Below are 23,274 nucleotides of genomic sequence, written 5' to 3'. Positions count from 1 at the left end.
TTTACGTTAAGAAATAATACCAAGCTCTTTTCCGACTTTCTCATATATCGCTAATGCACGATCTAACATTTCTTTCGAGTGTGCCGCTGTTGGCATATTTCTCACGCGCCCAGTGCCACGTGGGACTGTCGGGAAAACAATGGACTTTGCATATACGCCTTCTTCATTAAGCCTTTGACTAAACTGTTGGGTAGCCTTTTCCTCTCCAATGATACACGGTGTAATTGGTGTCTCACTATGACCAATATCAAAGCCCAACTTCTTTAAACCATTCTTCAAGTAGTCTCCATTTTCCCATAAGCGGTTTTGAAGCTCAGTACTTTCAGTTAAAAGATCAATAGCTTTAGTACACGCCGCTACATCTGCTGGAGTTAAGGACGTTGAGAATAGGAACGGTCTTGACCTAACTTTAAGCCAGTCTATCAGCTCCCGTTTGCCCGCAACATAGCCACCTACAACACCTATTGCTTTAGATAGCGTTCCAATTTGGAAGTCTACTTTTTCCTGTAACCCGAAATGTTTTACTGTACCTGCCCCTTTTCCTAACACACCTGAACCGTGGGCATCATCAACGTACGTAATCAAGTCAAATTCTTCCGCAATTTCAACTATTTCTGGTAATTTAGCAATGTCACCATCCATAGAAAACACACCATCTGTAATGACCATAACTTTGTTATATAAGCCAGATTCGACTGCCTCTTTCGCCTTTGCTCTTAAATCTTCCATATCAGAATGTTGAAAGCGGATAATTTTCGCTTTCGATAATCGACAACCGTCAATAATTGAGGCATGGTTTAGTTCATCGGATAAAATTGCATCATGTTTATCCATCACAGCTGAAATCGCAGCCATATTGCAATTAAAGCCTGATTGATAGGCAATCGCTGCTTCAGTTCCTTTAAACGATGCTAATCTTTCTTCTAATTTCACATGCAAATCTAATGTGCCGTTAATGGTACGAACAGCCCCCGCACCTACACCATGTGTCTCAACCGCACTGATGGCAACCTTTTTCAATCGATCATCTGTCGCTAAACCTAAATAGTTATTAGATGATAGGTTAATAAGTTCTTTTCCTTTAATTTTGATTGTTGGTCCATTCGCACCTTCTACTGTATCGATCTCATTGTATAAACCGTCATTTTTCAATTCTTCTAAATGGTTGCGTAAGAAATTCGTTAACGTACTACTTGCCAACTTAATCCACCCCTTCACTGTAAGCGTTTAAAAAACTATTGTCCTTTTCACAAGGACAAATAAAACCAATAAATACTTTGTGTAATAGTATTTTATCATAAGATGTTTTATTTGTTTACTCTAAATAGACAGTTTTTGTGTGTTATTTTGTCGATTTCTTAATAAGAGCTGTTATGTGTTTTTCTCATATCTCAAAATATTGATACATTGGTCTAATCGCTTTCTTCAACCATTGAATACACTTTGGTAAGGGGGTCATAACGAGGAGGTAGAGGAGGAGCATTTGTATGGACTTCATGAAAAACATTGAAAAAGCTACAGGAGTAAAACAAAAGGACATTTTAAAAGTGGCTAATTCTTTTCAAAATGCTAACTTACAAGATGAGAGAACAGTTCGGAAGTTAATTCGAGAAATATCACGATTAGCTAATAAGCCAATATCAAAACAACTTGAAAATAAGATTGTAGATAATGTGGTCAATAATAAAGTACCAAAGAATATGGAACAATTAAAAAAGAAAACGGGGTTTTAGCAGGTAGTCACAGCGATAGTTGCCGTTACACTATTAATCATTATAAGTATGTTACTCATAACGAAAACAAGAAGGAGATTGGTTAGAGATGGGGCAGTTAGGAAATCACTTCATTGATAATGAATATGTTCTAGCAATCGTGCATTTTTCTATCGTTTTGTTGTTAACGGAGAGAGATGCCCTTTTTAACAATTTAATGATGAATCCTAATGAACCTCTCTAACTCTATCCTTTTCGGTGGTAAGTACTGATTCTGCACAAAATCTTATCCAACTATGTCAACCTGAGGTACTGAGACCTCAGGTTTTTTTATATCAAGGGCGTATTATGTTAATTACGTTGAAACATGATATAAAAATATGTGGCGGAGACATCATATTCATATTTGAGCAAGTCATCTTGAATTAAGAAACGGGGAACGAGTTGTTTTAGTCGGTTGAAATGGTAGTCGTAAAACGACACTTTTCAGACTGCAAGGCATGAAAACGATGGATGAGATAAAGTACAGTCGCATCTATCATAATCGACAGATTGCGCAATAATGGAATTACCTGTAATATTACAGGTGAATCCATATCTATTAAGTGGTGATTAAATGAACAAGAAACAAATTACCCATATTATCATAATGAGTATGGTTAGTTGCGTAACTTTATTTATCGTTGAGCAAGTAATCGATTTTCCTTACGGACTTAAAACGTTATGTAAAATCGGTTTATTTCTTATGATTCCCGTTTTATATATCCGATTTGTAATCAAACAACCGGTTAGAACGTTCCTAAACTTACGTAGCTTCACCTGGGTTCGACTTAAATCTGGTTTTTTCCTTGGTCTTCTATCAATCGGTATCATTTATATTACGTACATCTTGTTAAATGATTTTATTAATGAAAGATCGATTATTTATGATTTGGAAAATAGACTAGGCATAAACGCGAAGGAATTCATTTTTATTGGTATATACATTACATTAGGAAACTCATTCCTGGAAGAATTTTATTTTCGCGGTTTTATCTTTCTAAGAATCTATCAAATGAAACATAAACTACTAGCATACGTGTACTCTGCTCTTCTGTTCTCTCTCTATCATATTGCTATCTTTGCTACTTGGTTTAACGTTTGGATTATGTGTATCGCCGTGTTTGGGCTGTTTATTGTGGGCTTACTCTTTAACTGGCTAAACACCCGGGCAAAAAACTTCTTCAATTCATGGATCCTTCACATATGTGCCGACGTTGCCGTAGTGACAATTGGATTCTACTTATACTACATCTATTAACTTTTATCATGTAATAATCTTCACCATTTTTAGTAAGCGCTTACAAATTTGTGATAATTAACATATGATATTGATGAGGGAGATAAAAGGAGGAGTTCGATGAAGAAAGATGATAATTACCAATTTCATTTTGACACATTAGTTGTCCATAGTGGCTATAATTCAAAAGATTACCTCGGCAGCTTATCGACACCACTATTTCAGACATCTACATTCACTTTTGAAAGTGCCGAGCAAGGTGAAAGGCGCTTTGCCGGGGAAGAAGGCGGGTATATTTATTCTCGGCTTGGCAATCCTACCGTTTCTGCACTTGAATCTCGTATTGCCTCTTTAGAGGGGGGAGAGGCTGGACTAGCGTTTAGTTCGGGTATGGCTGCTATTTCCGCGATATTAATCGCTCTAACGAAGTCTGATGATCACATCATTTGTTCAAAGGGGATCTATGGCTGTACATTTGGATTACTTGATTTGATGAAAGATAAGTATCGTATTCAAACTGACTTTAGCTCCATGTCTTCAGCAGATGAAATTGAATCACTCATTACCCCAAAAACATCATGTATTTATATTGAATCCCCTATCAATCCTACAATGAAACTCGTCGATTTACAGCTTGTCTCACAAATTGGAAAAAAACATAATATACCAGTCGTTGTTGATAATACATTTGCTACCCCATACTTACAAAAACCACTACAACTCGACTGTGACATTGTTATTCATAGTGCTACGAAATATATTTGTGGTCACGGTGATGTAGTTGCAGGACTAGTTGTTGGCAAGAAAGATTTTCTTGCTAAAGTTGCAATGACGACGCAAAAAGATATTGGCGGCATCATATCTCCGTTTGATGCTTGGTTGCTATTAAGAGGCTTAAAAACATTACCGGTTCGAATGGACCGCCATTGTTCAAATGCTAAGTTTCTTATGGAGAAGTTAAAGGAACATCCAAAAGTCAAAAAAGTGTATTACCCGGGTCATTCCGATTACCATGATGACTTTATTATGACCAAACAAATGGCACAAGGGGGAGGTCTCATCTCATTTGAAGTTTATGGAACAAAGGACGATGCTCAACAGTTATTAAATGAATTACAGTTAATTCGTATTGCGGTTAGTTTGGGTGATGCCGAAACGCTAATTCAGCACCCAGCTACGATGACACACGCTGTAGTGCCAGAAAAAGAACGGTTGGATATGGGGATCACCGACCAATTGTTACGCCTCTCTGTCGGCTTAGAAAACAAAGATGATATATGGGCCGACCTTTCCAATGCGTTAGCTAAAGTGTAGGAAGCACCTCCGCCATTGCGGGGGTTTTTCTGTTTCCAATCTTTTTCATACTTCTTCCCCTCCATTTTCCTTTATAATAAATGGAACAACTTAAGAAATGGAATGTGAGGTTTATGACATGGGAACAGGAACGGATAAGCTTGGAATTTTATGTGCTGCAGGAGCGTATATTTTATGGGGGTTTCTTCCATTATATTGGAAGTTAGTTGAACATATAAGCGCACTGGAAGTATTAGCTCACCGAATTGTATGGGCATTCGTATTTATGATGATAATCGTTGTCATTTCGAAGCAATGGAATGTGTTTAAGCTAGAATGTCTTAGTATTATAAAAGACCGAAACAAGTTGTTTGGTATAACGGCCGCTTCCCTCGTTATTAGCATAAACTGGCTGGTATATATTTGGGCTGTCAACAACAACCACGTAGTAGAGGCGAGCTTAGGCTATTATGTTAATCCGCTTGTAAGTATTTTGTTAGGCGTTCTCGTTTTAAAGGAACAACTTAACAAATGGCAGATTGGTGCATTTATCCTTGCTACCATCGGCGTATTAAATATGACAATCCACTTTGGTAGCATTCCTTGGGTTGCACTGCTTTTAGCGATATCGTTCGGACTGTATGGATTACTTAAAAAACTTGTCTCTGTTAATTCCGTATTCGGGCTTACAATTGAGACATTAATCGTTACACCAATTGCTTTACTCTTCCTCAGCACAGTTCATTCTAACGGCACAGGTGGCTTTCAACTAAGTACCGACCCGGTTGTTGCCTTATTGTTAGTTGGGACAGGAATGGCTACCGCAATTCCATTGTTGCTTTTCGCGAGTGGAGCAAAGCGAATTCCCTTATCTATGGTTGGATTTTTACAATACTTCGCCCCAACTATTATGCTCATACTAGGTGTCTTACTATTTAAAGAACCATTTACAACTGTCCATATGATATCCTTTACGTTTATTTGGTCAGCACTAACGATTTACACATTATCTAGAACTAAATTATTAACAAAGCTGGAAGGTAGAAGATCTATCAATAAACCAATGTAAGTTCCACCATTAAAATGGCGTGTAATCTGATACAGATTTGACACGCCATTTTATTTTTTATGGTTTTATGACGTCGATTACTTTGAAACAAAATAATTTGTTTATTACCAGTAACGTCAGTAAATATCCGAGAAACGTCATTTGCACTCTCCCTACTTATGAAATCTTTCTTTCTCTGTAAGAAAACACATATCGTCAATTGAACGTTCAAAGCGGAATGATTTAAATCTACCATGACAGTGTATTTTTTGTACATACAATACAAATAGGTGAATGTATTTCCCTCTTTTTGGAAATGATAATCGATAAATTATAAATGGAGGGTACACAATGAATGAACAACAAAAAAGTAGCAGCGAAATGCCGAAACAGCCGAAATCTTATTGGCGAGACTCGGTTAAATTCCAACAATTTAATTCGTTATCAGAGGATATTGAAGTAGACGTAGCTATTGTAGGAGCGGGAATTACAGGTATAACGACAGGGTACCTCTTAAGTAAAGAAGGGCTAAAAGTAGCAATTATTGAAGCTGGGAGTATTTTAGATGGGGCAACGGGATACACTACAGCAAAACTAACAGCTCAGCATGGTGTTGTGTATGATGAATTTATCCAACACTTCGGAATTGAAAAAACACGCCAATATTATGAATCGAATATGGAGGCAATCCGGTTTGTAAAGGATACGATACAAGAGTACAATATTGACTGTGATTTTAGTGAAGAGGATGCTATTGTTTATGCAACTTCGGAAAATTCATTGAACAATATTCAAAAAGAATTTAAAGCGTATGAAAAATTAGGTATAGAGCGGGATTTTCTTCATGAGATTCCGTTTAATATTGATGTAAAAGGCGCCTTAGTAATGAAAGACCAGGCCCAGTTTCACCCGTTAAAATTTTTACAACCCCTTTTACAAGCTTATTTACAAAACGGCGGTCTGCTTTACGAAAAAACAACCGCTACGAATGTGGAAGAAGGTACTGTATCTAAAGTCGTCACGTTAAAGGGGCATAAAGTTTCTTGTAAGTACGTCTTATCCTGTTCCAGATTTCCTTTTTATGATTCGAAAGGACATTATTATGCGAGACTCAAGCCTGAGCGATCCTATCTTATTGGTATTACGACAGATACACCTTATCCTGGCGGAATGTATATTAATGATGATTCACCAACTCGCTCTTTACGTTATACAACTTACAACGGAGAAAAACTTATCCTCGTCGGAGGAGACCGACATAAGGTTGGACACGGAATTAATACAATGAAACATTATGAAGCATTGCAACAATTTGCGGAAGATGTATTAGGAATTAAAGAGTTTAAATACCGTTGGTCCACTCAAGATTTAACGACGTTAGATAAAATTCCGTACATAGGAAATATCACCTCTAACGACCCTTACGTTCTCGTAGCTACCGGGTATCGAAAGTGGGGGATGTCCAACAGTATTGCAGGTTCATTACTTTTACGGGATATCATTATGAAACGAGACAACCCTGCTAGAGAAGTGTATGATCCAGGGAGATTCAATATTGATCCAGATGTAAAGTCATTTGCGAAATATAATACAGACGTTGCAACACATCTCGTTCAAGGCAAGGTTCAAGCGCCTAACAAGTTTGATGCTTCAGATTTACCAAATGGAGAGGCTACCGTTTTAACAGTGAATGGTGAACGATCAGGTGCCTATCGAGATGAAAATGGCCAATTACATGTCGTAGACACAACTTGTACCCATATGGGCTGTGAAGTTGAATGGAATAATGCAGAACGATCATGGGATTGCCCTTGTCATGGATCACGTTTTAACTATAAAGGGGATGTTGTTGACGGACCAGCTGAAAAACCGCTAAAAACATTCGATACATCAGATATTGAAAACAAATAAGCTGTCCAATTGGACAGCTTTCTTTTCTTTATAATAAGCTCTTATGAATCCATATTGCTGCTTGAGACCCTTCCCCCATAGCTAGCGTTACGAGTTCTGAATGGGCAACAACGTCCCCCGCTGCCCAAACATGTTTCACATTTGTTTCACGGGTACGGGGATTCACTTCAATATGATCATTTTTTAATGGTTGAACCCCTAAGCTTTTGGCTAATGAGGATTTCACTTGATTACCTCCCATAGCAATAAACCCTCTTTCCCCATCTATTGGTTGACCGTCAGCCAAAATTACACCTTGAAATGAAGGACCGTCACCTGTGATTTCCATTATCGATTGATTTATAATGGGAATGCCTTTTCGTTTTAACTGATCATACTTTTCGTTGCTTATATTCGTTTGTTCATGATTAATATACATAAGGTCATTCGTCCAATAAGTTAGGGTTAAAGCCATATTGGCCCCTACATCCCCAGACCCAATAACAATCGTCTTTTTATTGTTCACTTCGTAGCCATCACAATCAGGACATACATATACGGAAAGACCTAAAAACGCTTCTAAATGCGGTATGTTCGGCAACCTGTCCAAAAGACCAGTTGCAAAGAGTAGTCGTTTTCCTTTATATGTGAATCCATTTTTTGTTTCAAGTTGAAAATACTTCTCGTCTATATGTTGTACATGTACAACTTGATCGTCATGAAATTGTACGCCTACTCGTTTTGCTTGTTCCCTGCCAATTTTTCTTAGCTTTTCTCCACTTATCCCATCAGGCCACCCTAAAATATTGTGGTAGCTTCTACAGAGGGCAGAACGCCCTTTACCAGCATCAATAACGAGAATGTGATGGTTGTATCGCCCTAACTGAATAGACGCTTGCAAACCAGCAATCCCACCACCAATGATAATGCAATCAAAAATGATTATCCCCCCCTTATGAATAGGGCACTAAAAGGAAAAGGACCTAAAAAGATAATGCATTATCTTTTTAGATCCTTTGTCAGGCTTACGATTTTCTTACATTAGCAGCTTGAGGTCCTCTTTGACCATCTTCAATATCAAAAGATACTTCTTGACCTTCTTCTAATGTTTTAAAGCCGTCTCCTTCGATTGCTGAATAATGTACAAATACATCATCAGCGCCTTCCACCTCAATAAATCCATAACCTTTTTCTGAGTTAAACCATTTTACCTTACCTGTTGTCATTTCGATCCTCCTGGTACTTATGTCTAGCGATGATATATTAATATCATCATTCTTAATATGGTCATTATTGTGAGAACAAATACTAACAAAATTCGTAAACAGAAAAAAATTTTCCTAGTTCGGAAACAACAATATTATTTCAGCTTAAACATGCACGAATGTATATAATTCATTCATGTTGAATATTTATTTTTCCAATTTCTGTTTTCCCAAATAATATAGGACCACCTTCACTTAACTCTTTAACCATTTTGCGTGACGAGCCATCTACGTTATCGAAACCATTAACCGAAATTTCACCTAAGTTTGTTGAAAGGTCAAACGTGATATGATCGGGTACATGTAATATATTCACATTAATTTCACCTATATTAGACATAAGATAAACATCTTCAACCATCTCATCCAATGTTAACGAAATTTGTCCTTTATCTGTACTTACATTCATTTTACCTACTGCTGAGTTAATGTTAATTTTTCCTATGTTTGTTTTAATATCAGCTTTCTCACCTCGGAACTGATCAATTAAAATTTCACCTATATCACTTTCAGCGTGTAATGATTTAGTATGGATTGTCTCGATATGGATTTGACCAATATTAGAAATTACTTTGACAAAATCAACTTGACCTTTCGGAATTTTGATTTGGACTAGTCTTTGTTCACCGTTGCTTTGAAAATTCAAAAACGGTATAGAAAAACCCTTCATAGTCGGGGCATCCATTTTTACATACACAATACTATTCTTTTGTTCCAGCGAAAAGGTTCCATTGTCTACAGTTCGTTTTTGGTAACTTTCCATAAAGGCTTACATGACATCAAAACTCACATAAACGATATGGAAAAGTGGAGAGGAGTAAACTTGTGAAAAAAGCCACCATATTACTACTTTTCGTAGTTGTTATTTTCATAATTGGCTCTACATATGTTTTCTCCTACATCGTCAACGTATCTTTTTTCTTTCTTTTTACAATCTTTCGTAACCCTCTACCGATATCATTAAACGTCATATACACTGCTGGAATTAAAATTAATGTTATAAGCGTTCCGAATAACAGACCGGAAATAATTACAGTAGCAATCGGTGCCTGAAAATTACCAGAAGAACCTGTTGCAAAAGCTAAAGGCAGCATACCTCCTGCTGTCGTTAACGTCGTCATAAAAATGGGGCGTAAGCGATTTTTCCCTGCTGTAACTAAAGCCTGATCAATGTCATATCCTGCTTTTCTTAACTGTTTTGTCCGATCTAATAAAAGAATAGCATTGTTTAAGATAATCCCGATTAACATAATCACACCCATCGATGAAAATATGCTTAGTTCTCTCTGAGTAACGAGAAGTCCTATAATAACTCCTGCCATTGTTACCGGGATAACCGACATTACAACCAGCGGATGAGCTAAATGGTTAAATTGTACAGCCATAACAAAATATACAAGGAAAAGGGCAGCAAGCAATACGAGCATCATTTCAGTCATTGCTTTTTGTTGTTCCTCTAAATCGCCAGATAAAGATACACTATAACCCATAGGAATATCCATATCTTTTATCACATTTTGCACATCACGATTAATAGATCCTAGGTCTCGCCCCTCAATATCTGCTTGAACAATTATATATCGCTCGCCTTTTTTCCGTAGCACTTGATTCGGTGTTTCTACATTCTCGAGTGAGACATATTCTGAAAGCACTTTAGTTCCCCGTGGTGTATTAATTTCCGTTTCCAATAAAGCATCATATGATGTTAAAGGTTCACCCATAGATACAATGATTGGATACGTATTCCCCTCTTCTTGAATCATACCGATAGGCATTTCCATCGATAATTGTTCCATATATTGTTTTATTTGTATCGGGGTTAAACCGTCATCAAATACTGTATCCTCATCGACAATAATGTGTTGTGCTATGGATTGTCGTTGTGCATTTGTAACACCGACTATACCATCGATGGATCTTAATTCTGCTCGGAGTTCTTCGGCAATTTGTTCAATCTCAGCAAACTCTTTCCCTTGAACATCTATTTGAACAGGTGAACCTCCCACAGCATCGAGATTGCCTGATACAGATTTTATAGGATAAACGCCAGTCATCTCCCGAAAAGAGCTTAAAATTTCCTCGTTTACAGCACTTTGCTCCCTCGTAATGTTTTCCCCTCTTGTCATATTAATGATCGCAAACAAAGTATTTTCAAATGTCATTACATAATTCGTTTCGACATCTGTAATATTAGATAAACGAGCATCAATCTCGTTTATGACTTCGGTTCGTTCTTCTAACGTTGTTCCAGGTTCGAGTAATAATTGTACTTCACTGTAGCGGTTATACATGTCAGGAATGACCGTCGTCGGTATTTTGGAAACGACAGCCATAGAACCGATAAATATGAGGACGAACAATGCTATAACTCCTAAACGGCACCGCTTTTTCCTTGTAATCCACGTAATAACCGCCCCATACTTTGATAAAAGTTTACTTTCACCATTTTTCTCCGAATTACTTTTAACCTTTACAAACTTATCCGATAGTACGGGAATTAAAGTAAAGGCAATAATAACTGAACTTGTTAGTGTAATAATCACGACCATTGAAAGAACAAGAATGAATTCACCTATTTCTCCACCAATAATTCCAATTGGTAAGAACACGACGATGGTCGTCAACATAGAGGCGATCACAGCCGATGCAACTTCTTTCGTACCTGTTACGACTGCATCGAAGTTCTTTAAACCTTCTTCTTTCTTTTTGTAAATGGATTCTAAAATAACGATTGAAGAATCAACAATCATCCCTATTCCTAAACCTAATGCTATAAGGGTCAATAAATTAAAACTAAAGTCAAAAACCCACATCGCTATAAATGTTAGTAATATTGATGACGGAATAGCCAGAGCGATAACAACGGTAGCTCGAATGTTACGTAAAAAGGCTAATAATATAAAAAGAGCTACAATTCCCCCGATTAATACATTGTTTTGAACACCACTCATAGCATCATCAACATAATCTGCTTGGGCAACGATTTCATTTATCTCAAATTCATCCACTAACCCTTCATCTTCTAAAGCTTTGATTTCTTCTCGAACTGCAAGGGCCATATCAATTTGATTTGCATCAGTAGAACGACCTATTCGAACAAATATAAAATCTGTTGAACCTTCTTTCCACACATTTGAGACAACATCTGATTGATTCATTGTAACTGTAGCCATTTCACCTAAACGTACAGGACCATCATTAGAAAGAATGGAAATCTTTTCAACATCTTCCTTATCCGATAATGTCGTATCCCACTTTAATGTAGGCGTTTGCTCTTCTTCACTAAATGACCCCATTGACTGAAACCGATTCGTCTCTTGAATCGCTCCAATAATTTGTTGAGGGTCCAGTCCGTATTCGGATATTCTGTTCTGATCAAGTTCAATCGTAACTTCATATTGTGTTAAACCTGATAATGAAACTTCCCGGACTTCAGAAAGCGATTCTAATCTAGGTTTTAAAACATCTTTAGCAAACTGTGACATTACATCCATATCACCATTTGATATTTCCATAAAATGCTCAAACGGCTGGTCTGTTGACAGTTGGAATGTTTCATAATCTTGCAACCCGATTAATTCATTTTCCACTTCATTTATTGCAGCTTGAACATCTCTATAGCCTTCATCCCCAGTTCCTTCATCAAAAAAGACTCGGATCGTTGCATTACCTTCATATGTAAAGGATAACATGTTATCCAAGGTAGCAATGGCCAACAATCTTTGTTCAAGTGGCCCGACAATTTGTTCTTCAATTACAGTAGCATCTAAATCCCCAGCATACAGTTCGATAACTGCAGCATCAATTTTTATCGTTGGTAGTAATTTTTTGTCCAGTTGATTCACAGCAAATAAACCGAATCCAATAACAAAAAATACTAATAATCCAACAAGAATCTTTCTCTTTAAAATAAATTGTATAAACTTCACAAAGCCCCTCCCCCTAACCAGTTAACAAATTATTCCACAATAACATATAATCTCCAATATTCTATAACTATTTCCCTATAAATACAACTTAATAAATAAAATATGCACAAGATTTACAATAGTATAACATTACCACTTGCGGACACTTTAAGAGACGTTTCTGTTCCTGCTTCCTCCTCATTTCACTTTTTTAAAATAAAAAAAAGATAAACATATTATATATGTTTATCTTCATATTCCTTATTACTGTTGCTTCACTTTAACATGCAATACTTTTGTCTCTTGGGAAACTTTTCCGTCGTTATTTACTCGTTCAATATTTTCAACAGCTGCTTCATTTGTAATGATAACAGGTGTAATTGTACTTTTCGCCTTTTCTTTTACAAGGTCCATATCGAATGTAACAAGTTGATCGCCAACCTTCACTCGGTCTCCTTCTGTAATATGGCCTTCAAAACCTTCACCTTTCATTCCAACTGTTTCAAGTCCAATATGAACTAATACTTCTAAACCAGAATCAGTTTGAATGCCAACAGCATGTTTCGTAGGAAATAGCTGAATGATTTTACCCTCTACCGGACTTACAACTTGTCCATCCTCAGGTTCAATGGCAAATCCATCACCCATCATCTTTTGTGAAAAAACTGGATCTGGCACTTCCTCTAAAGGTAGTAGCGTTCCATTTATTGGTGAAAAAATATCTTCTTCTGTTTTTTGTTCTTTTTTCTTCCCGAAAATTTTGTTTAACATGCTCTACACCTTCCTTTTCATATGTAAGTAAACAATTTCTGCTACACAATGGCATATTATATCATGCAATTTAAATTACGCAACGAAAAAATGGAACTTGCCTTTTGAATAGATAGCAAAAGAGCAATATTTTAAGACAGAATTTTTGACGCATCGTATATTATACTTTATTTTATAATGTTCGCTAAAGGATTGTAACGTATACAATTTTTCAGCAGGATAGGGAAAAATAAATCCGACATTATCGTTAACTTACATAAATGGAATATGATATTCTTAATTTAGGTGATTTCTATGAAAAAAGGAACAATAGGCAGTATCATCTTTCTTCTAATTATTGGCGTTATCTTAATTGTGCAACAACTTACTATTGAGCAACCCGTTACTGAAAATGAAACAGATGATTCGGAGACTGAGACTGAAGAGACTTTGCCCGATGAAGAAACGAGCGAAAATGTTATGCAAAAAGTCGGGGAAACAATAGAAGGTTTTGTCCAATCTACAATTGATCTTCTCATACCTAGAGATGTAAATATTCTGGCCATTGGAGATTCTTTAACACAAGGGGTCGGAGATGAAACTGAAAACGGAGGGTATGTTGGCTTATTAGAAGAAGCTATACCATATGACCGTAATGGTGAGGTAACCATTTATAACTATGGAAAGCGTGGGAACCGAACGGATCAATTACTAAAACGATTAGAGCAAGAGGAAATTGTTTCTTCGATAGAAGAGGCAGATATAGTTCTCATTACGGTTGGTGCAAACGACATTATGAGGATCGTAAAGGAAAATTTCACAAATTTAAATTACAATATATTTGTTTCCGAGCAAGACAACTACCGGGAACGGTTACATCAAATATTTGTTGAAGTAAGAAACTTGAACGAAGATACACACATCTTTTTAATTGGACTTTATAATCCGTTCGCTCAATATTTTGAGAACATACCAGAACTAACACAAATTGTAGAGGATTGGAATAACATTGGTATGGAGGTTGTAGCCGAGTATAATCATACAACATTTATTCCAATTAAGGATATATTCTTAAAACATGAAAAAGACTTATTTTACGAAGATCACTTTCACCCTAATCACGATGGATATAGGGAAATTACCAAAAGAGTTATACAATATATAACACCTATAATAGAAAATTTATAAACAACAAGGGACTGAGGGGACAGATGTATCAAAAGTTAAAGTTTAAAATTCAAAATAAGTGGAAGGCAAGTTTTTGGGGACTTTTGATTCTCAATATTGTTATATTATTAGGGGTTCTTTTACTGATCTTTTATCCTGCCAGTCCAACAACATTGCCGAAGCAAAGTAAAAACGAGCCGATTGGGGCCGAGTTTACGATCTCTTCTACGAAAGATAACTTAAATGACTATATTAATTCTTACTTAAGTGAATTGTCAGCCAAAACAGGAATCTATTACAGCGTTTCAATCGAAGACGAGGTAAAACTAACGGGGACAATTATTGCGTTTGAAAAAAAAGTACCTTTAACTGCAACATTTGAACCGATTGTGCAAGAAAACGGTGATTTGGTACTCGAGCTTAATTCGATTGCACTAGGTGCACTCCAATTACCAAACAAGCGCGTGTTGGACTATGTGAAAAAGAATTACCCAATGCCGGATTGGATAGTTGTTAACCCGAATGAACAATTCATTTATGCAGCAATTACAGAAATGAACTTAAAAAGTGACTTCAATATACGGGCCGAACAGTTTAATTTGGAGGATGAAACGATATCCTTTATTATTAATGCGCCGAAAGAAAGCTTTAATATTTCATTCTAATGAGCAAAACAGGCAGGTATTACCTGCCTGTTTTTTATATGTGAGAAATAATAATTTCCACTTCACCTTCAATTTGAAACTTTCCGAATCCTTCCGGCAATAAGAAATGATCCCCCTTCACGATGTTATATCGTTTTTCTTTTCGAATGCACCCTTTCCCACGAATAACACTGACTAATAGGAAAGGTTTTGTCTGTTCATATGCAATATCACCGTTTACTTCTAATTTATGGACCGAAAAATAGTTGCTTTTCACAAACGTTGTCAGGGTACCGTTTGGAAATTCTGTCCTCTCAATTGAGTTTGGACTATCTTTGTGAGGGACAGATGTAACATCTATAGCTTTATCAATATGTAGCTCACGCTTACGACCTAAGTAATCTTTACGGTCATAATCATATACACGATACGTTGTATCAGAGCTTTGCTGAGTTTCTAATACTAGTGTGCCTTCACAAAGGGCATGTATAGTTCCACTTGGAACATAGAAAAAATCACCAGGTTTTATTTTTATTCGACGTAAAAGCTTGTTCCACAGACCTTCATTGATCATTTGTTCAAATTGTTCCCGACTTTGTGCATGATGGCCAATTATAATTTCAGCCCCTTCATTACAGTCGATAATATACCAGCACTCTGTCTTCCCTAGTTCCCCATTCTCATGTTCATACGCATAATGATCATCAGGGTGTACCTGTACGGATAAATTCTGGCTAGCATCTAACATCTTAGTTAATAAAGGGAACACATCAGAGGAATGGTTCCCAAAAAGCTCCCGTTGATGTTCCCATAGTTCACTTAATGTTTTCCCTTTGAATTCCCCATTCATTACTTTGCTCTCACCATTTGGGTGTGCAGATATAGCCCAGCATTCTCCTGTGCGTTCTGACGGAATGTTGTACCCAAATTTGTCCCGGAGTTTTGTACCTCCCCAAATACGCTCTTGAAACACAGGTTGTAAAAATAACGGCTCTAAACCCATCCCAATCCCTCCGTTAAGCAAAATTCTCTTTACAGTACGCTTTTTACTTTATCTAACACGAGTTGAATATCATGTTTTGTTACGCCGTAATTTGTCACAAATCGAACTGTGTTTGGACCGAACGGTACGGCAAGAACGCCTTTTTCTTTTAGAGCTTCTAAAAACGTATTCGCATTATATGAAGTATCACTAACATTTACTAAAAGGATATTCGTTTCCACCTCATTTTCGACAGTTAAGGGTGAAATATTTCCTAACCCTTCCGCTAATAACTTCGCATGATCATGATCATCCTGGAGACGATCTACCATATGTTCCAGTGCTACTAAACCAGGTGCAGCAATGACTCCTGCCTGACGCAGACCACCACCAAGTCTCTTTCTCCACTTCCTTGCCTTGTCGATAAATGATCTTGGACCTGCAAGGATTGAACCAACAGGTGCACCTAACCCTTTAGATAAACAAACTTGTACTGTATCTGTATTAGAGGCAAAAGCATGTAATGGTGTGCCTGATGCAACTGATGCATTGAATAACCGCGCCCCGTCTAAATGGACTGAAACGCCCTTTTCTTTTGCAATCCCATAGATTTGTTCCATATTTTCAAGCGGAACGACCGCCCCACCTGCTTTGTTATGAGTGTTTTCAATACAAATTAAATCCGTTTCCGGAAAATGAATATCATCAGGACGTATCGCAGCATTCACTTCCTCAGGTCTCATTGCACCTCTCATCCCTTTTAACGTTCGCGGCTGTACACCAGCTAACGCCGATGCAGATGCACCTTCGTATAAAAATATATGTGACTCTTCTTCTAATAACACTTCATTACCCGGTTGACAGTGGGATAAAATGGCAATGGAATTTCCTTGTGTCCCACTCGTTACAAATAGCGCTGATTCTTTCCCTAACATATCCGCGGCTTTTTCCTCTAGCTTCCGTACGGTAGGATCCTCTCCGTATACATCATCTCCTACTTCAGCTTGATAGCTTGCTCTTCTCATTTCTTCTGTTGGTTTTGTAACCGTATCGCTACGCAAATCTATCATTGTTTCATATCCCCTTTGTTTTCTATGTTATGTCTACTATTCTACTATTCCTATATACGAATGCAATTTTGTTTCCCATTAATTTAGAAAATATGTCTTTTTACCGTTTTCTTTTTCCACATTTCGTGTAAGATAAATATTTAGATAGACGAAATAAAAAAGCGAACAGTTCAAAGAAAGAAGGGAACGAGCATTTTAGATCAGGAGAAAGCAGCAAGGCGTAATTTAATCATTATGTGGATTGCCAACTTCTTTATAGCTGGCAGTATGACGATGGTATTACCGTTTTTATCTTTATATATTGAAACATTTGGGGATTTTTCGGATCAATATGTTAAGCACTGGTCAGGCTGGGTATTTGGTATAACGTTCGTGTCAGCCATTATCTTTTCTCCGATATGGGGACGTTTTGGAGATAAATATGGCCGTAAGAACATCTTAATTATATCTGGTACAGGTCTTGCCATTTGTGTATTTTTAATGGGGTTTGTAACGTCGGTTTTTCAACTTTTTTTATTGCGTTTTGTGATGGGGATATTCACTGGTTTTATTTCCATCGGACAAGCACTCATCTCTACGGAAACACCTAAGCACCTAGCTGGTAAAGTTCTCGGGACTCTACAAACAGGGAATGTATCTGGTGCATTACTCGGACCTTTACTCGGTGGTGTGTTAGCCGATTCAATCGGTTTTGCAAAGACATTTCAACTTACAGCCATTACATTAATTTTGGCTGCGTTTCTCGTTCTCTACGGAATAAAGGAATCACGACTAGATGCTGGAAAAGAAAAAAAGAAGCGGTATACAAGTAAAGAAGTGGTCAGTCATATTTTACGGCATCCGATGTTGCTAGCTGTCATGTTTATCTCAATTTTCATTCAAATTGCACACTTTAGCATTCAACCGATATTAGCCTTATATGTAAGTGAAATACACGGTCCTGCTAACCTGGCTTTATTTTCAGGAATTGCCTTCTCGGTTACCGGACTAGGCAACTTACTTATGGCGAGAAGTTGGGGGAGAATTGCTGACCGATTCGGTTATGAAAAAATTCTCGTATTACTTCTCATCTCCTCCGCTATTGTTTATTTCCCTGGTGCTTTTGTGACAAACATATGGCAGCTCATTATTTTACGATTTTTATTAGGTGTTACAATCGGGGGAATTATCCCAGTACGAACAGCATACATCCGGCAGGTTGCACCAATTAGTATCCAAGGTGAAGTATTAGGGTATAACAATAGCCTCCGCTTCCTTGGTAATATTATTGGACCTGCGTTGGGCGGTTTATTATCCGGTTATTTCGGTATTTCATCCGTCTTTTATGTTACGAGTTTCCTTTTACTCGCCTGTGGAATTATGCTAGCTTCTGTCATCAAACAAAACCCCAAATATGTAACAGAAAATAGAGCTTAGTGGTAAGCTCTATTTTTATTGAGCATATTTTGAATGCAATTGCCCATGTTAAGGATAAAAGGAGGAAACGTGTATGAATAATGAAAATCGCACAGATGTCGGTACGGATATCGATGAAGTAAAACGACTAAATGCACAATCGGGGTTAAGCTATAATGAAGTAAAACAATTGCTTGTTGAAGCGGGTGGTAGTGGTACGGCTAAGTATAGTGATACCGATGTTCAAGCAATCAAGCAAAAATTAACGGCGAAGAAAAAGACTTAGGCGATAACACCTAAGCCTCTGTTTATGCTCTTTCTTCAAATAGTCTTGCTATAGCTACAATTGTTTCTACCGCTTTTTCCATGTTGTCAACAGAAATATATTCATATTTCCCATGGAAGTTTTCCCCTCCTGTGAATAGGTTCGGTGTTGGAAGTCCCATAAAGGAGAGTTGTGACCCATCTGTTCCGCCTCGAATAGGTTTCACTAATGGTTCAATCCCTACTTCCTTCATAGCATCGTATGCAATATCGACAATCTCCTTAACTGGCTCAATTTTTTCACCCATGTTGTAATATTGATCCTTCATCTCCAAGCTGACTGTTTCGTCTCCATATTTTTCTTTCAGTTGTTTTACAATTTCTTCAATTTTAGATTTCTTTTCATTAAACTTATTTCGATCGTGGTCGCGGATAATATAGTACAATTCTGTTTCCTCTACTGTCCCTTGAAAAGAAATTAAATGATAAAAACCTTCATATTCTTCGGTCAACTCTGGTGCTTCTTTTGCCGGTAATTGATTGTGGAAATCGATCGCCATCTTACTGGAATGGACCATTTTATTTTTTGCAGTTCCTGGGTGAACATTATTTCCTTTAAACGTAATCTTAGCAGCTGCAGCGTTGAAGCTTTCATACTGAAGCTCTCCTAAAGGGCCTCCATCTACTGTGTATGCGTATGTGGCATTAAAACGGTCAACATCAAATTTATGTGGTCCCCGTCCAATTTCTTCATCAGGAGTAAAACCGATCCGAATCTTACCATGTTTTATTTCCGGATGCTGAATTAAATAGTCCATAGCGGTCATAATCTCAGCAATTCCAGCTTTATTATCAGCACCTAACAATGTTGTTCCATCCGTCGTAACTAAAGTATGTCCTTTATAGCTTGTTAACTCAGGAAATTCCTTCGGTGAAAGGGTAACACCTAACTGTTCATTTAAAACGATATCGTTCCCATCATAATTGTGAACAAGTTGTGGATTAACATTTGCTCCAGTGAAATCAGTCGCCGTATCTACATGGGCAAGAAAACCAATCGTCGCCACGTCTTTATTTGTGTTCGCTGGTAGCGTAGCAAACAAGTACCCATTTTCATCAACAGATACATCTTCCATACCGATCTCTTTTAATTCATCTGCTAACATGTGAATAAGTGTCCACTGTTTCTCTGTTGAAGGACATGTATCACTCTTTTCGTTTGATTGAGTATCAACCTTTACGTATGTAGTAAACCGTTTGATGATTTCCTCTCTCATTGCTTTCACTCCAATTCATTAACATTACGTTTATATTATCATAACTCCTCCGTCTTATATGTAAGGTTAATAAAATAAATAGGCACACCTGGTGGCGTACCTATATTCATTTACTTAAGTAATGGTATTCTCTTTCTATACTTTTCGACCAGGCGCGTATTGTGATCATCAGACCCATTAATATTTCCACTTAAAAAGACAGGAGGAGTTTCACCTTGGTCTGCAATATTGGCAATCGCCTCAGCAAATACGCCATTTAGAATCGTGGCCCCGACTACAGTTGAACTTGGTCCAAAAGGTACATCCACTTTTTCATGGGTTAGTAGGGCATCTCCCTTTACTGCATGGTTATCAATGACATGGTCAACTACATCAGATAAATGTTTACCGTTCACATGGCGTGATGGCTGACTTTTCGAATACTCAATCGAGGTTATTCCTATGACATATGCCCCTTTTTGTTTTGCCATTAACGCTACATCTACCGGCACTGGATTGCGCCCTGATGTCGATATGACAAATATCACATCACCTTTACGAATATCTTGTTCTTCCATAAACCCTTTCGCATAGTCATTTTTCCGCTCATATGATGAGGAGCGAACCGCTCCTTCATGTAGCATTAATGGTTCTACAAAAATTGGGTGGACAGGAACTAGTCCCCCTGCACGATAAAACATTTCTTCCGTTAAAATATGAGAATGTCCACAACCAAATAAATGGACAATCCCGTCATTTAAAATACATTCAGCCACTTTACGGGCTGCTGCCTGCAACTGTTCGCTTTCTGCTTGTTGGACTTCTGTAATCTTTTCTTTAATCTTTTCAAAATACGTTGTTAGCAAACCGATTCACTCCACTTCCAGTAGAATTTGTTTCACCTTTTCTGGTATTGTCTTTCCTGTCTCTTTATCAATAGTAGAACCGAATATATGAGGCATAAACAGTTCGATGCCTGTGTTTTTGATCCCATCTACAATTGCTTTAATATTCCTTGCTTCAATTCCACCTGCCGGTTCGACAGCCCTAATCCCCTGTTTTGCTGCCACTTTTGTAATATATACGAGCTCATGTAAATGAGTTTTCCCTTTGACCGGCATTACTTTAATCGATTCGATCCCAATATAATGAGCGACTTCCATAAATTCTTCCACTTTCATACGAACACCTGATGATAGTTGAATTATCCCTACTTCACCTGTAGGTGAAATTAAGCCGTTGACGACTTGGGGAACCCCCCTGCCTTGAAGATAACCCTTTACATATGAGGCTTTTTCAAAAGGCTGGTTAATATGGCCGGGGTCCGATTGTTCAGCAATTTCCATTACTTTTGCCCAATTGGTGACATCACCGCCCCCCCCAAGGCCAATGCTTACACAATTTGATACGGTTTTTAATTCTTTCACCTTATTTGCTGCTACTTCTATATTCACATAGCTAGACGCTACAATTCCCGGAACAATATAACCGTTTCCAGCTTCACATATATCTATTGCATTCTCTTCATCTATTGCTAAAAAATTAAAAAGTAAAAAATCGTGTAATTTATTCTGTTGAATCATGGAGCTCCTCCTTAGCTAATTGAATCATGTCAATCATATGATTCAATGAAACCGATATTATCTTTCCTCCCTTTTCTTTCGTTGCAAGGGTTGCATCGCCTAACACCGCTGATGACGTAAACTCCTCCCACGGGGTTGGTGTGGAGTCTGCGCTAAGAGGTATCGTTGGTATATCACATATAGCCTTTTCCATGTCTACATATTCTTCTGCTAAATGCAGCATAAATGACGTTTCAATTTCACAAGCATGAAAATACGTACCATGAGAAGAAGGGGTTTCCCGCACCTCTTCAACGGGGTTTTTCATCCCTGGATAGAAGAAATAAAAGACTTTAAAATCTTTATACCTTTCATAAAGCCTTCGAGCCGCTTCTTTTATAGCAACCGCATTACCTAGATGTCCGTTCACAATCGCCAGTACTTTAAATCCTTGGCGATACAGACTGTCGCCAATATCTACGAGCATTCCAATTATCGATTCATTAGAAACATTAATGCTTCCAGGGAAGTTTTTTAAACTCCATACTTGGCCATAGGGTAACGTCGGTAACACAAAAGCATTAACCTGCTCAGCCAGCTTATCTGCAAGGCGTTCCGCTAATACATTATCTGTACCTAACGGCAGATGGGGGCCATGCGCCTCTACTGCTCCAACCGGTAAAATGGCGACAAGTTTTTCATTTATTTTTTCTTTCACTTGAAAGGAATTTTCGTTTTGAAATTTCATGACATTCACCTACTTTTTAAAGGTAAAGCAATTGGCTGGATTTTTGACGAAAAATTTTTCGATTAATTGCTCCCCATCAAACCCTCGACTGTTAGCTTCATCTATAAATCGCGGCACCCATTTGGAAATAATATATTCTAATCCTAATCCGTAATCGTAATGCTTATAATACGTCTTTCTCGCTGTATCTCCACTAATTAATATTTGGCCTTCATAACCTTTATCTACTAACTGAAGCAAGCATTGAATTCGATCGCTTTCTGGTGCATATTTAATTTTCGCGATGGAATCAAAGCTGAGGTAAGCACCTGTTTTTGCAATTTGCTCATGATAATATGGGTCTAAATTACGATCCATATGGCCAAAACTCATGTAAGATAGGTCAACACCTTCAGACTTTAATAATTCAATTTGTTCTAAACCCATTGTTCCAGCTTCCGTATGGGAGTGAACCGGTGCTTTCGTCTCATGGTGAGCACGGGCAACGGCACGAAGCGTTTTTTCCTCCAATGGTGTGATACGATTGTATCCAGTTCCAAACTTCACTTGTCCTGCCTTAAATGACGTGCCTTCTAAACCTTCCTCAACCTCTTTGACGACAAAGTCCGTTAGTTCATTTATCGATGCGGAATCAATCCACTCATAATACGTCCTATAATCACCGATAATCGGCTTTAATTCTTCTTTAATTTTCGCATCCCATAAGAAGCTTTTATTAAATCCAGCAGTTCCGACTATATGAATACCTGTTTCTTTACCAATGGCGGCTACTTCTTTAACACTACGTCCATAATCGATTGCCGTTGCATCGACAATTGCTTGTCCACCATGATTCTTAAAATCGAGTACATCTTGCTTTGATTTCTCTTTATCATCTAACAAAAGGTCGTCTTCTCCTCTTTCTTGCCAAAAAGCTGGACGACAAACAATATGTTCATGTGAATACGTAAAGCCAAGTTGATTAGGTTGTATATCTCCATAAAATGTTCGAATAAAACTCATGTTGAACCTCCTATTTGATAGAAAAGAAGGACAGTCTAT

23 protein-coding genes are annotated in these 23,274 nt (G+C 37.6%); 10 read left to right on the top strand and 13 right to left on the bottom strand.

Going from position 1 to position 23,274, the window contains the following annotated elements; all coding sequences use genetic code 11:
- Nucleotides 1-6 precede the first annotated feature (6 nt).
- Nucleotides 7-1,200 carry a glycine C-acetyltransferase gene (locus NLW78_RS10995; protein ID WP_254497181.1) on the bottom strand — a complete coding sequence of 398 codons (1,194 nt, stop codon included), beginning with the start codon at nucleotides 1,198-1,200 and terminating at the stop codon, nucleotides 7-9.
- Between the two features lie 287 nt (nucleotides 1,201-1,487).
- Between NLW78_RS10995 and NLW78_RS10990 the strand changes: the two genes are divergently transcribed.
- The 6 genes from NLW78_RS10990 to NLW78_RS10970 all read left to right on the top strand — a co-directional run bounded on the left by NLW78_RS10990 (nucleotide 1,488) and on the right by NLW78_RS10970 (nucleotide 7,243).
- The gene (locus NLW78_RS10990) at nucleotides 1,488-1,733 is read left to right on the top strand and encodes a stage VI sporulation protein F (RefSeq protein ID WP_254497180.1); all 246 of its coding nucleotides are present in this window, start codon (nucleotides 1,488-1,490) and stop codon (nucleotides 1,731-1,733) included.
- An 88-nt stretch (nucleotides 1,734-1,821) separates the two neighbouring features.
- A complete protein-coding gene (locus tag NLW78_RS15605; protein ID WP_302328525.1) occupies nucleotides 1,822-1,956 on the top strand; it encodes a hypothetical protein in 135 nt (44 codons plus the stop codon).
- A 372-nt stretch (nucleotides 1,957-2,328) separates the two neighbouring features.
- Complete coding sequence (locus NLW78_RS10985) at nucleotides 2,329-3,012, top strand: CPBP family intramembrane glutamic endopeptidase (protein WP_254497179.1); 684 nt, start codon at nucleotides 2,329-2,331, stop codon at nucleotides 3,010-3,012.
- A gap of 99 nt (nucleotides 3,013-3,111) precedes the next feature.
- Nucleotides 3,112-4,305 carry a methionine gamma-lyase gene (gene megL, locus NLW78_RS10980; protein WP_254497178.1) on the top strand — a complete coding sequence of 398 codons (1,194 nt, stop codon included), beginning with the start codon at nucleotides 3,112-3,114 and terminating at the stop codon, nucleotides 4,303-4,305.
- 118 nt (nucleotides 4,306-4,423) lie between these two features.
- Complete coding sequence (gene rarD / locus NLW78_RS10975; protein ID WP_254497177.1) at nucleotides 4,424-5,353, top strand: EamA family transporter RarD; 930 nt, start codon at nucleotides 4,424-4,426, stop codon at nucleotides 5,351-5,353.
- Nucleotides 5,354-5,683: 330 nt separating this feature from the next.
- The gene (locus NLW78_RS10970) at nucleotides 5,684-7,243 is read left to right on the top strand and encodes an FAD-dependent oxidoreductase (RefSeq protein WP_254497176.1); all 1,560 of its coding nucleotides are present in this window, start codon (nucleotides 5,684-5,686) and stop codon (nucleotides 7,241-7,243) included.
- Nucleotides 7,244-7,271: 28 nt separating this feature from the next.
- Here NLW78_RS10970 and NLW78_RS10965 read toward each other — a convergent pair whose 3' ends face one another.
- From NLW78_RS10965 to NLW78_RS10945, 5 genes are all read right to left on the bottom strand, one after another.
- A complete protein-coding gene (locus NLW78_RS10965; RefSeq protein WP_254497364.1) occupies nucleotides 7,272-8,165 on the bottom strand; it encodes an NAD(P)/FAD-dependent oxidoreductase in 894 nt (297 codons plus the stop codon).
- Nucleotides 8,166-8,247: 82 nt separating this feature from the next.
- The gene (locus NLW78_RS10960; protein ID WP_254497175.1) at nucleotides 8,248-8,448 is read right to left on the bottom strand and encodes a cold-shock protein; all 201 of its coding nucleotides are present in this window, start codon (nucleotides 8,446-8,448) and stop codon (nucleotides 8,248-8,250) included.
- Nucleotides 8,449-8,617: 169 nt separating this feature from the next.
- The gene (locus NLW78_RS10955) at nucleotides 8,618-9,157 is read right to left on the bottom strand and encodes a DUF4097 family beta strand repeat-containing protein (protein ID WP_367617677.1); all 540 of its coding nucleotides are present in this window, start codon (nucleotides 9,155-9,157) and stop codon (nucleotides 8,618-8,620) included.
- Between the two features lie 226 nt (nucleotides 9,158-9,383).
- Nucleotides 9,384-12,416, bottom strand: coding sequence for an efflux RND transporter permease subunit (locus NLW78_RS10950; RefSeq protein WP_254497173.1), 3,033 nt, complete (start codon nucleotides 12,414-12,416; stop codon nucleotides 9,384-9,386).
- A gap of 243 nt (nucleotides 12,417-12,659) precedes the next feature.
- Complete coding sequence (locus NLW78_RS10945; RefSeq protein WP_254497172.1) at nucleotides 12,660-13,166, bottom strand: PTS sugar transporter subunit IIA; 507 nt, start codon at nucleotides 13,164-13,166, stop codon at nucleotides 12,660-12,662.
- A gap of 294 nt (nucleotides 13,167-13,460) precedes the next feature.
- Between NLW78_RS10945 and NLW78_RS10940 the strand changes: the two genes are divergently transcribed.
- Together NLW78_RS10940 and NLW78_RS10935 are read left to right on the top strand one after the other, a co-directional pair.
- A complete protein-coding gene (locus NLW78_RS10940) occupies nucleotides 13,461-14,333 on the top strand; it encodes an SGNH/GDSL hydrolase family protein (RefSeq protein ID WP_254497171.1) in 873 nt (290 codons plus the stop codon).
- 23 nt (nucleotides 14,334-14,356) lie between these two features.
- On the top strand, nucleotides 14,357-14,977 hold the full coding sequence (locus NLW78_RS10935; protein WP_254497170.1) for a YpmS family protein: 621 nt from the start codon (nucleotides 14,357-14,359) through the stop codon (nucleotides 14,975-14,977).
- Nucleotides 14,978-15,011: 34 nt separating this feature from the next.
- Here NLW78_RS10935 and manA read toward each other — a convergent pair whose 3' ends face one another.
- The gene (gene manA, locus NLW78_RS10930; RefSeq protein ID WP_254497169.1) at nucleotides 15,012-15,959 is read right to left on the bottom strand and encodes a mannose-6-phosphate isomerase, class I; all 948 of its coding nucleotides are present in this window, start codon (nucleotides 15,957-15,959) and stop codon (nucleotides 15,012-15,014) included.
- Nucleotides 15,960-15,988: 29 nt separating this feature from the next.
- Complete coding sequence (gene ltaE, locus NLW78_RS10925) at nucleotides 15,989-17,008, bottom strand: low-specificity L-threonine aldolase (protein ID WP_254497168.1); 1,020 nt, start codon at nucleotides 17,006-17,008, stop codon at nucleotides 15,989-15,991.
- A gap of 153 nt (nucleotides 17,009-17,161) precedes the next feature.
- Between ltaE and NLW78_RS10920 the strand changes: the two genes are divergently transcribed.
- Nucleotides 17,162-18,424: an MFS transporter gene (locus NLW78_RS10920; protein ID WP_367617681.1), complete on the top strand. Its 1,263-nt coding sequence runs from the start codon at nucleotides 17,162-17,164 to the stop codon at nucleotides 18,422-18,424.
- A gap of 73 nt (nucleotides 18,425-18,497) precedes the next feature.
- Nucleotides 18,498-18,689: a gamma-type small acid-soluble spore protein gene (locus NLW78_RS10915; RefSeq protein ID WP_254497167.1), complete on the top strand. Its 192-nt coding sequence runs from the start codon at nucleotides 18,498-18,500 to the stop codon at nucleotides 18,687-18,689.
- Nucleotides 18,690-18,711: 22 nt separating this feature from the next.
- On the opposite strand, the gene pepT is transcribed toward NLW78_RS10915, so the two are convergent.
- The 5 genes from pepT to NLW78_RS10890 form a co-directional block, all read right to left on the bottom strand.
- A complete protein-coding gene (pepT, locus tag NLW78_RS10910; RefSeq protein WP_254497166.1) occupies nucleotides 18,712-19,944 on the bottom strand; it encodes a peptidase T in 1,233 nt (410 codons plus the stop codon).
- A 110-nt stretch (nucleotides 19,945-20,054) separates the two neighbouring features.
- Entirely contained in the window at nucleotides 20,055-20,789 is a 735-nt protein-coding gene (locus NLW78_RS10905) for an SIS domain-containing protein (RefSeq protein WP_254497165.1), read from the bottom strand.
- A 6-nt stretch (nucleotides 20,790-20,795) separates the two neighbouring features.
- On the bottom strand, nucleotides 20,796-21,506 hold the full coding sequence (locus NLW78_RS10900; protein ID WP_254497164.1) for a KDGP aldolase: 711 nt from the start codon (nucleotides 21,504-21,506) through the stop codon (nucleotides 20,796-20,798).
- The gene (locus NLW78_RS10895; protein ID WP_254497163.1) at nucleotides 21,490-22,233 is read right to left on the bottom strand and encodes a creatininase family protein; all 744 of its coding nucleotides are present in this window, start codon (nucleotides 22,231-22,233) and stop codon (nucleotides 21,490-21,492) included. Before NLW78_RS10895 ends, NLW78_RS10900 begins: the two co-directional genes overlap by 17 nt.
- A gap of 9 nt (nucleotides 22,234-22,242) precedes the next feature.
- Nucleotides 22,243-23,235, bottom strand: coding sequence for a phosphotriesterase family protein (locus NLW78_RS10890; protein ID WP_254497162.1), 993 nt, complete (start codon nucleotides 23,233-23,235; stop codon nucleotides 22,243-22,245).
- Nucleotides 23,236-23,274 lie beyond the last annotated feature (39 nt).

Source organism: Salirhabdus salicampi (genome assembly GCF_024259515.1).
Lineage (GTDB): Bacteria > Bacillota > Bacilli > Bacillales > Alkalibacillaceae > Salirhabdus_A > Salirhabdus_A salicampi.
Note: the sequence above shows the minus strand (reverse complement) of the source record. Positions and strands in the feature narration are given on the sequence as shown.

Bases quoted from the DNA above. Each gene is read 5' to 3' on its own strand.
- NLW78_RS10990 (WP_254497180.1), top strand. From the start codon at position 1,488: ATGGACTTCATGAAAAACATTGAAAAAGCTACAGGAGTAAAACAAAAG.
- NLW78_RS15605 (WP_302328525.1), top strand. From the start codon at position 1,822: ATGGGGCAGTTAGGAAATCACTTCATTGATAATGAATATGTTCTAGCA.
- NLW78_RS10985 (WP_254497179.1), top strand. From the start codon at position 2,329: ATGAACAAGAAACAAATTACCCATATTATCATAATGAGTATGGTTAGT.
- megL (WP_254497178.1), top strand. From the start codon at position 3,112: ATGAAGAAAGATGATAATTACCAATTTCATTTTGACACATTAGTTGTC.
- rarD (WP_254497177.1), top strand. From the start codon at position 4,424: ATGGGAACAGGAACGGATAAGCTTGGAATTTTATGTGCTGCAGGAGCG.
- NLW78_RS10970 (WP_254497176.1), top strand. From the start codon at position 5,684: ATGAATGAACAACAAAAAAGTAGCAGCGAAATGCCGAAACAGCCGAAA.
- NLW78_RS10960 (WP_254497175.1), bottom strand. From the start codon at position 8,448: ATGACAACAGGTAAGGTAAAATGGTTTAACTCAGAAAAAGGTTATGGA.
- NLW78_RS10955 (WP_367617677.1), bottom strand. From the start codon at position 9,157: ATGAAGGGTTTTTCTATACCGTTTTTGAATTTTCAAAGCAACGGTGAA.
- NLW78_RS10945 (WP_254497172.1), bottom strand. From the start codon at position 13,166: ATGTTAAACAAAATTTTCGGGAAGAAAAAAGAACAAAAAACAGAAGAA.
- NLW78_RS10940 (WP_254497171.1), top strand. From the start codon at position 13,461: ATGAAAAAAGGAACAATAGGCAGTATCATCTTTCTTCTAATTATTGGC.
- NLW78_RS10935 (WP_254497170.1), top strand. From the start codon at position 14,357: ATGTATCAAAAGTTAAAGTTTAAAATTCAAAATAAGTGGAAGGCAAGT.
- manA (WP_254497169.1), bottom strand. From the start codon at position 15,959: ATGGGTTTAGAGCCGTTATTTTTACAACCTGTGTTTCAAGAGCGTATT.
- ltaE (WP_254497168.1), bottom strand. From the start codon at position 17,008: ATGATAGATTTGCGTAGCGATACGGTTACAAAACCAACAGAAGAAATG.
- NLW78_RS10915 (WP_254497167.1), top strand. From the start codon at position 18,498: ATGAATAATGAAAATCGCACAGATGTCGGTACGGATATCGATGAAGTA.
- pepT (WP_254497166.1), bottom strand. From the start codon at position 19,944: ATGAGAGAGGAAATCATCAAACGGTTTACTACATACGTAAAGGTTGAT.
- NLW78_RS10900 (WP_254497164.1), bottom strand. From the start codon at position 21,506: ATGATTCAACAGAATAAATTACACGATTTTTTACTTTTTAATTTTTTA.
- NLW78_RS10895 (WP_254497163.1), bottom strand. From the start codon at position 22,233: ATGAAATTTCAAAACGAAAATTCCTTTCAAGTGAAAGAAAAAATAAAT.
- NLW78_RS10890 (WP_254497162.1), bottom strand. From the start codon at position 23,235: ATGAGTTTTATTCGAACATTTTATGGAGATATACAACCTAATCAACTT.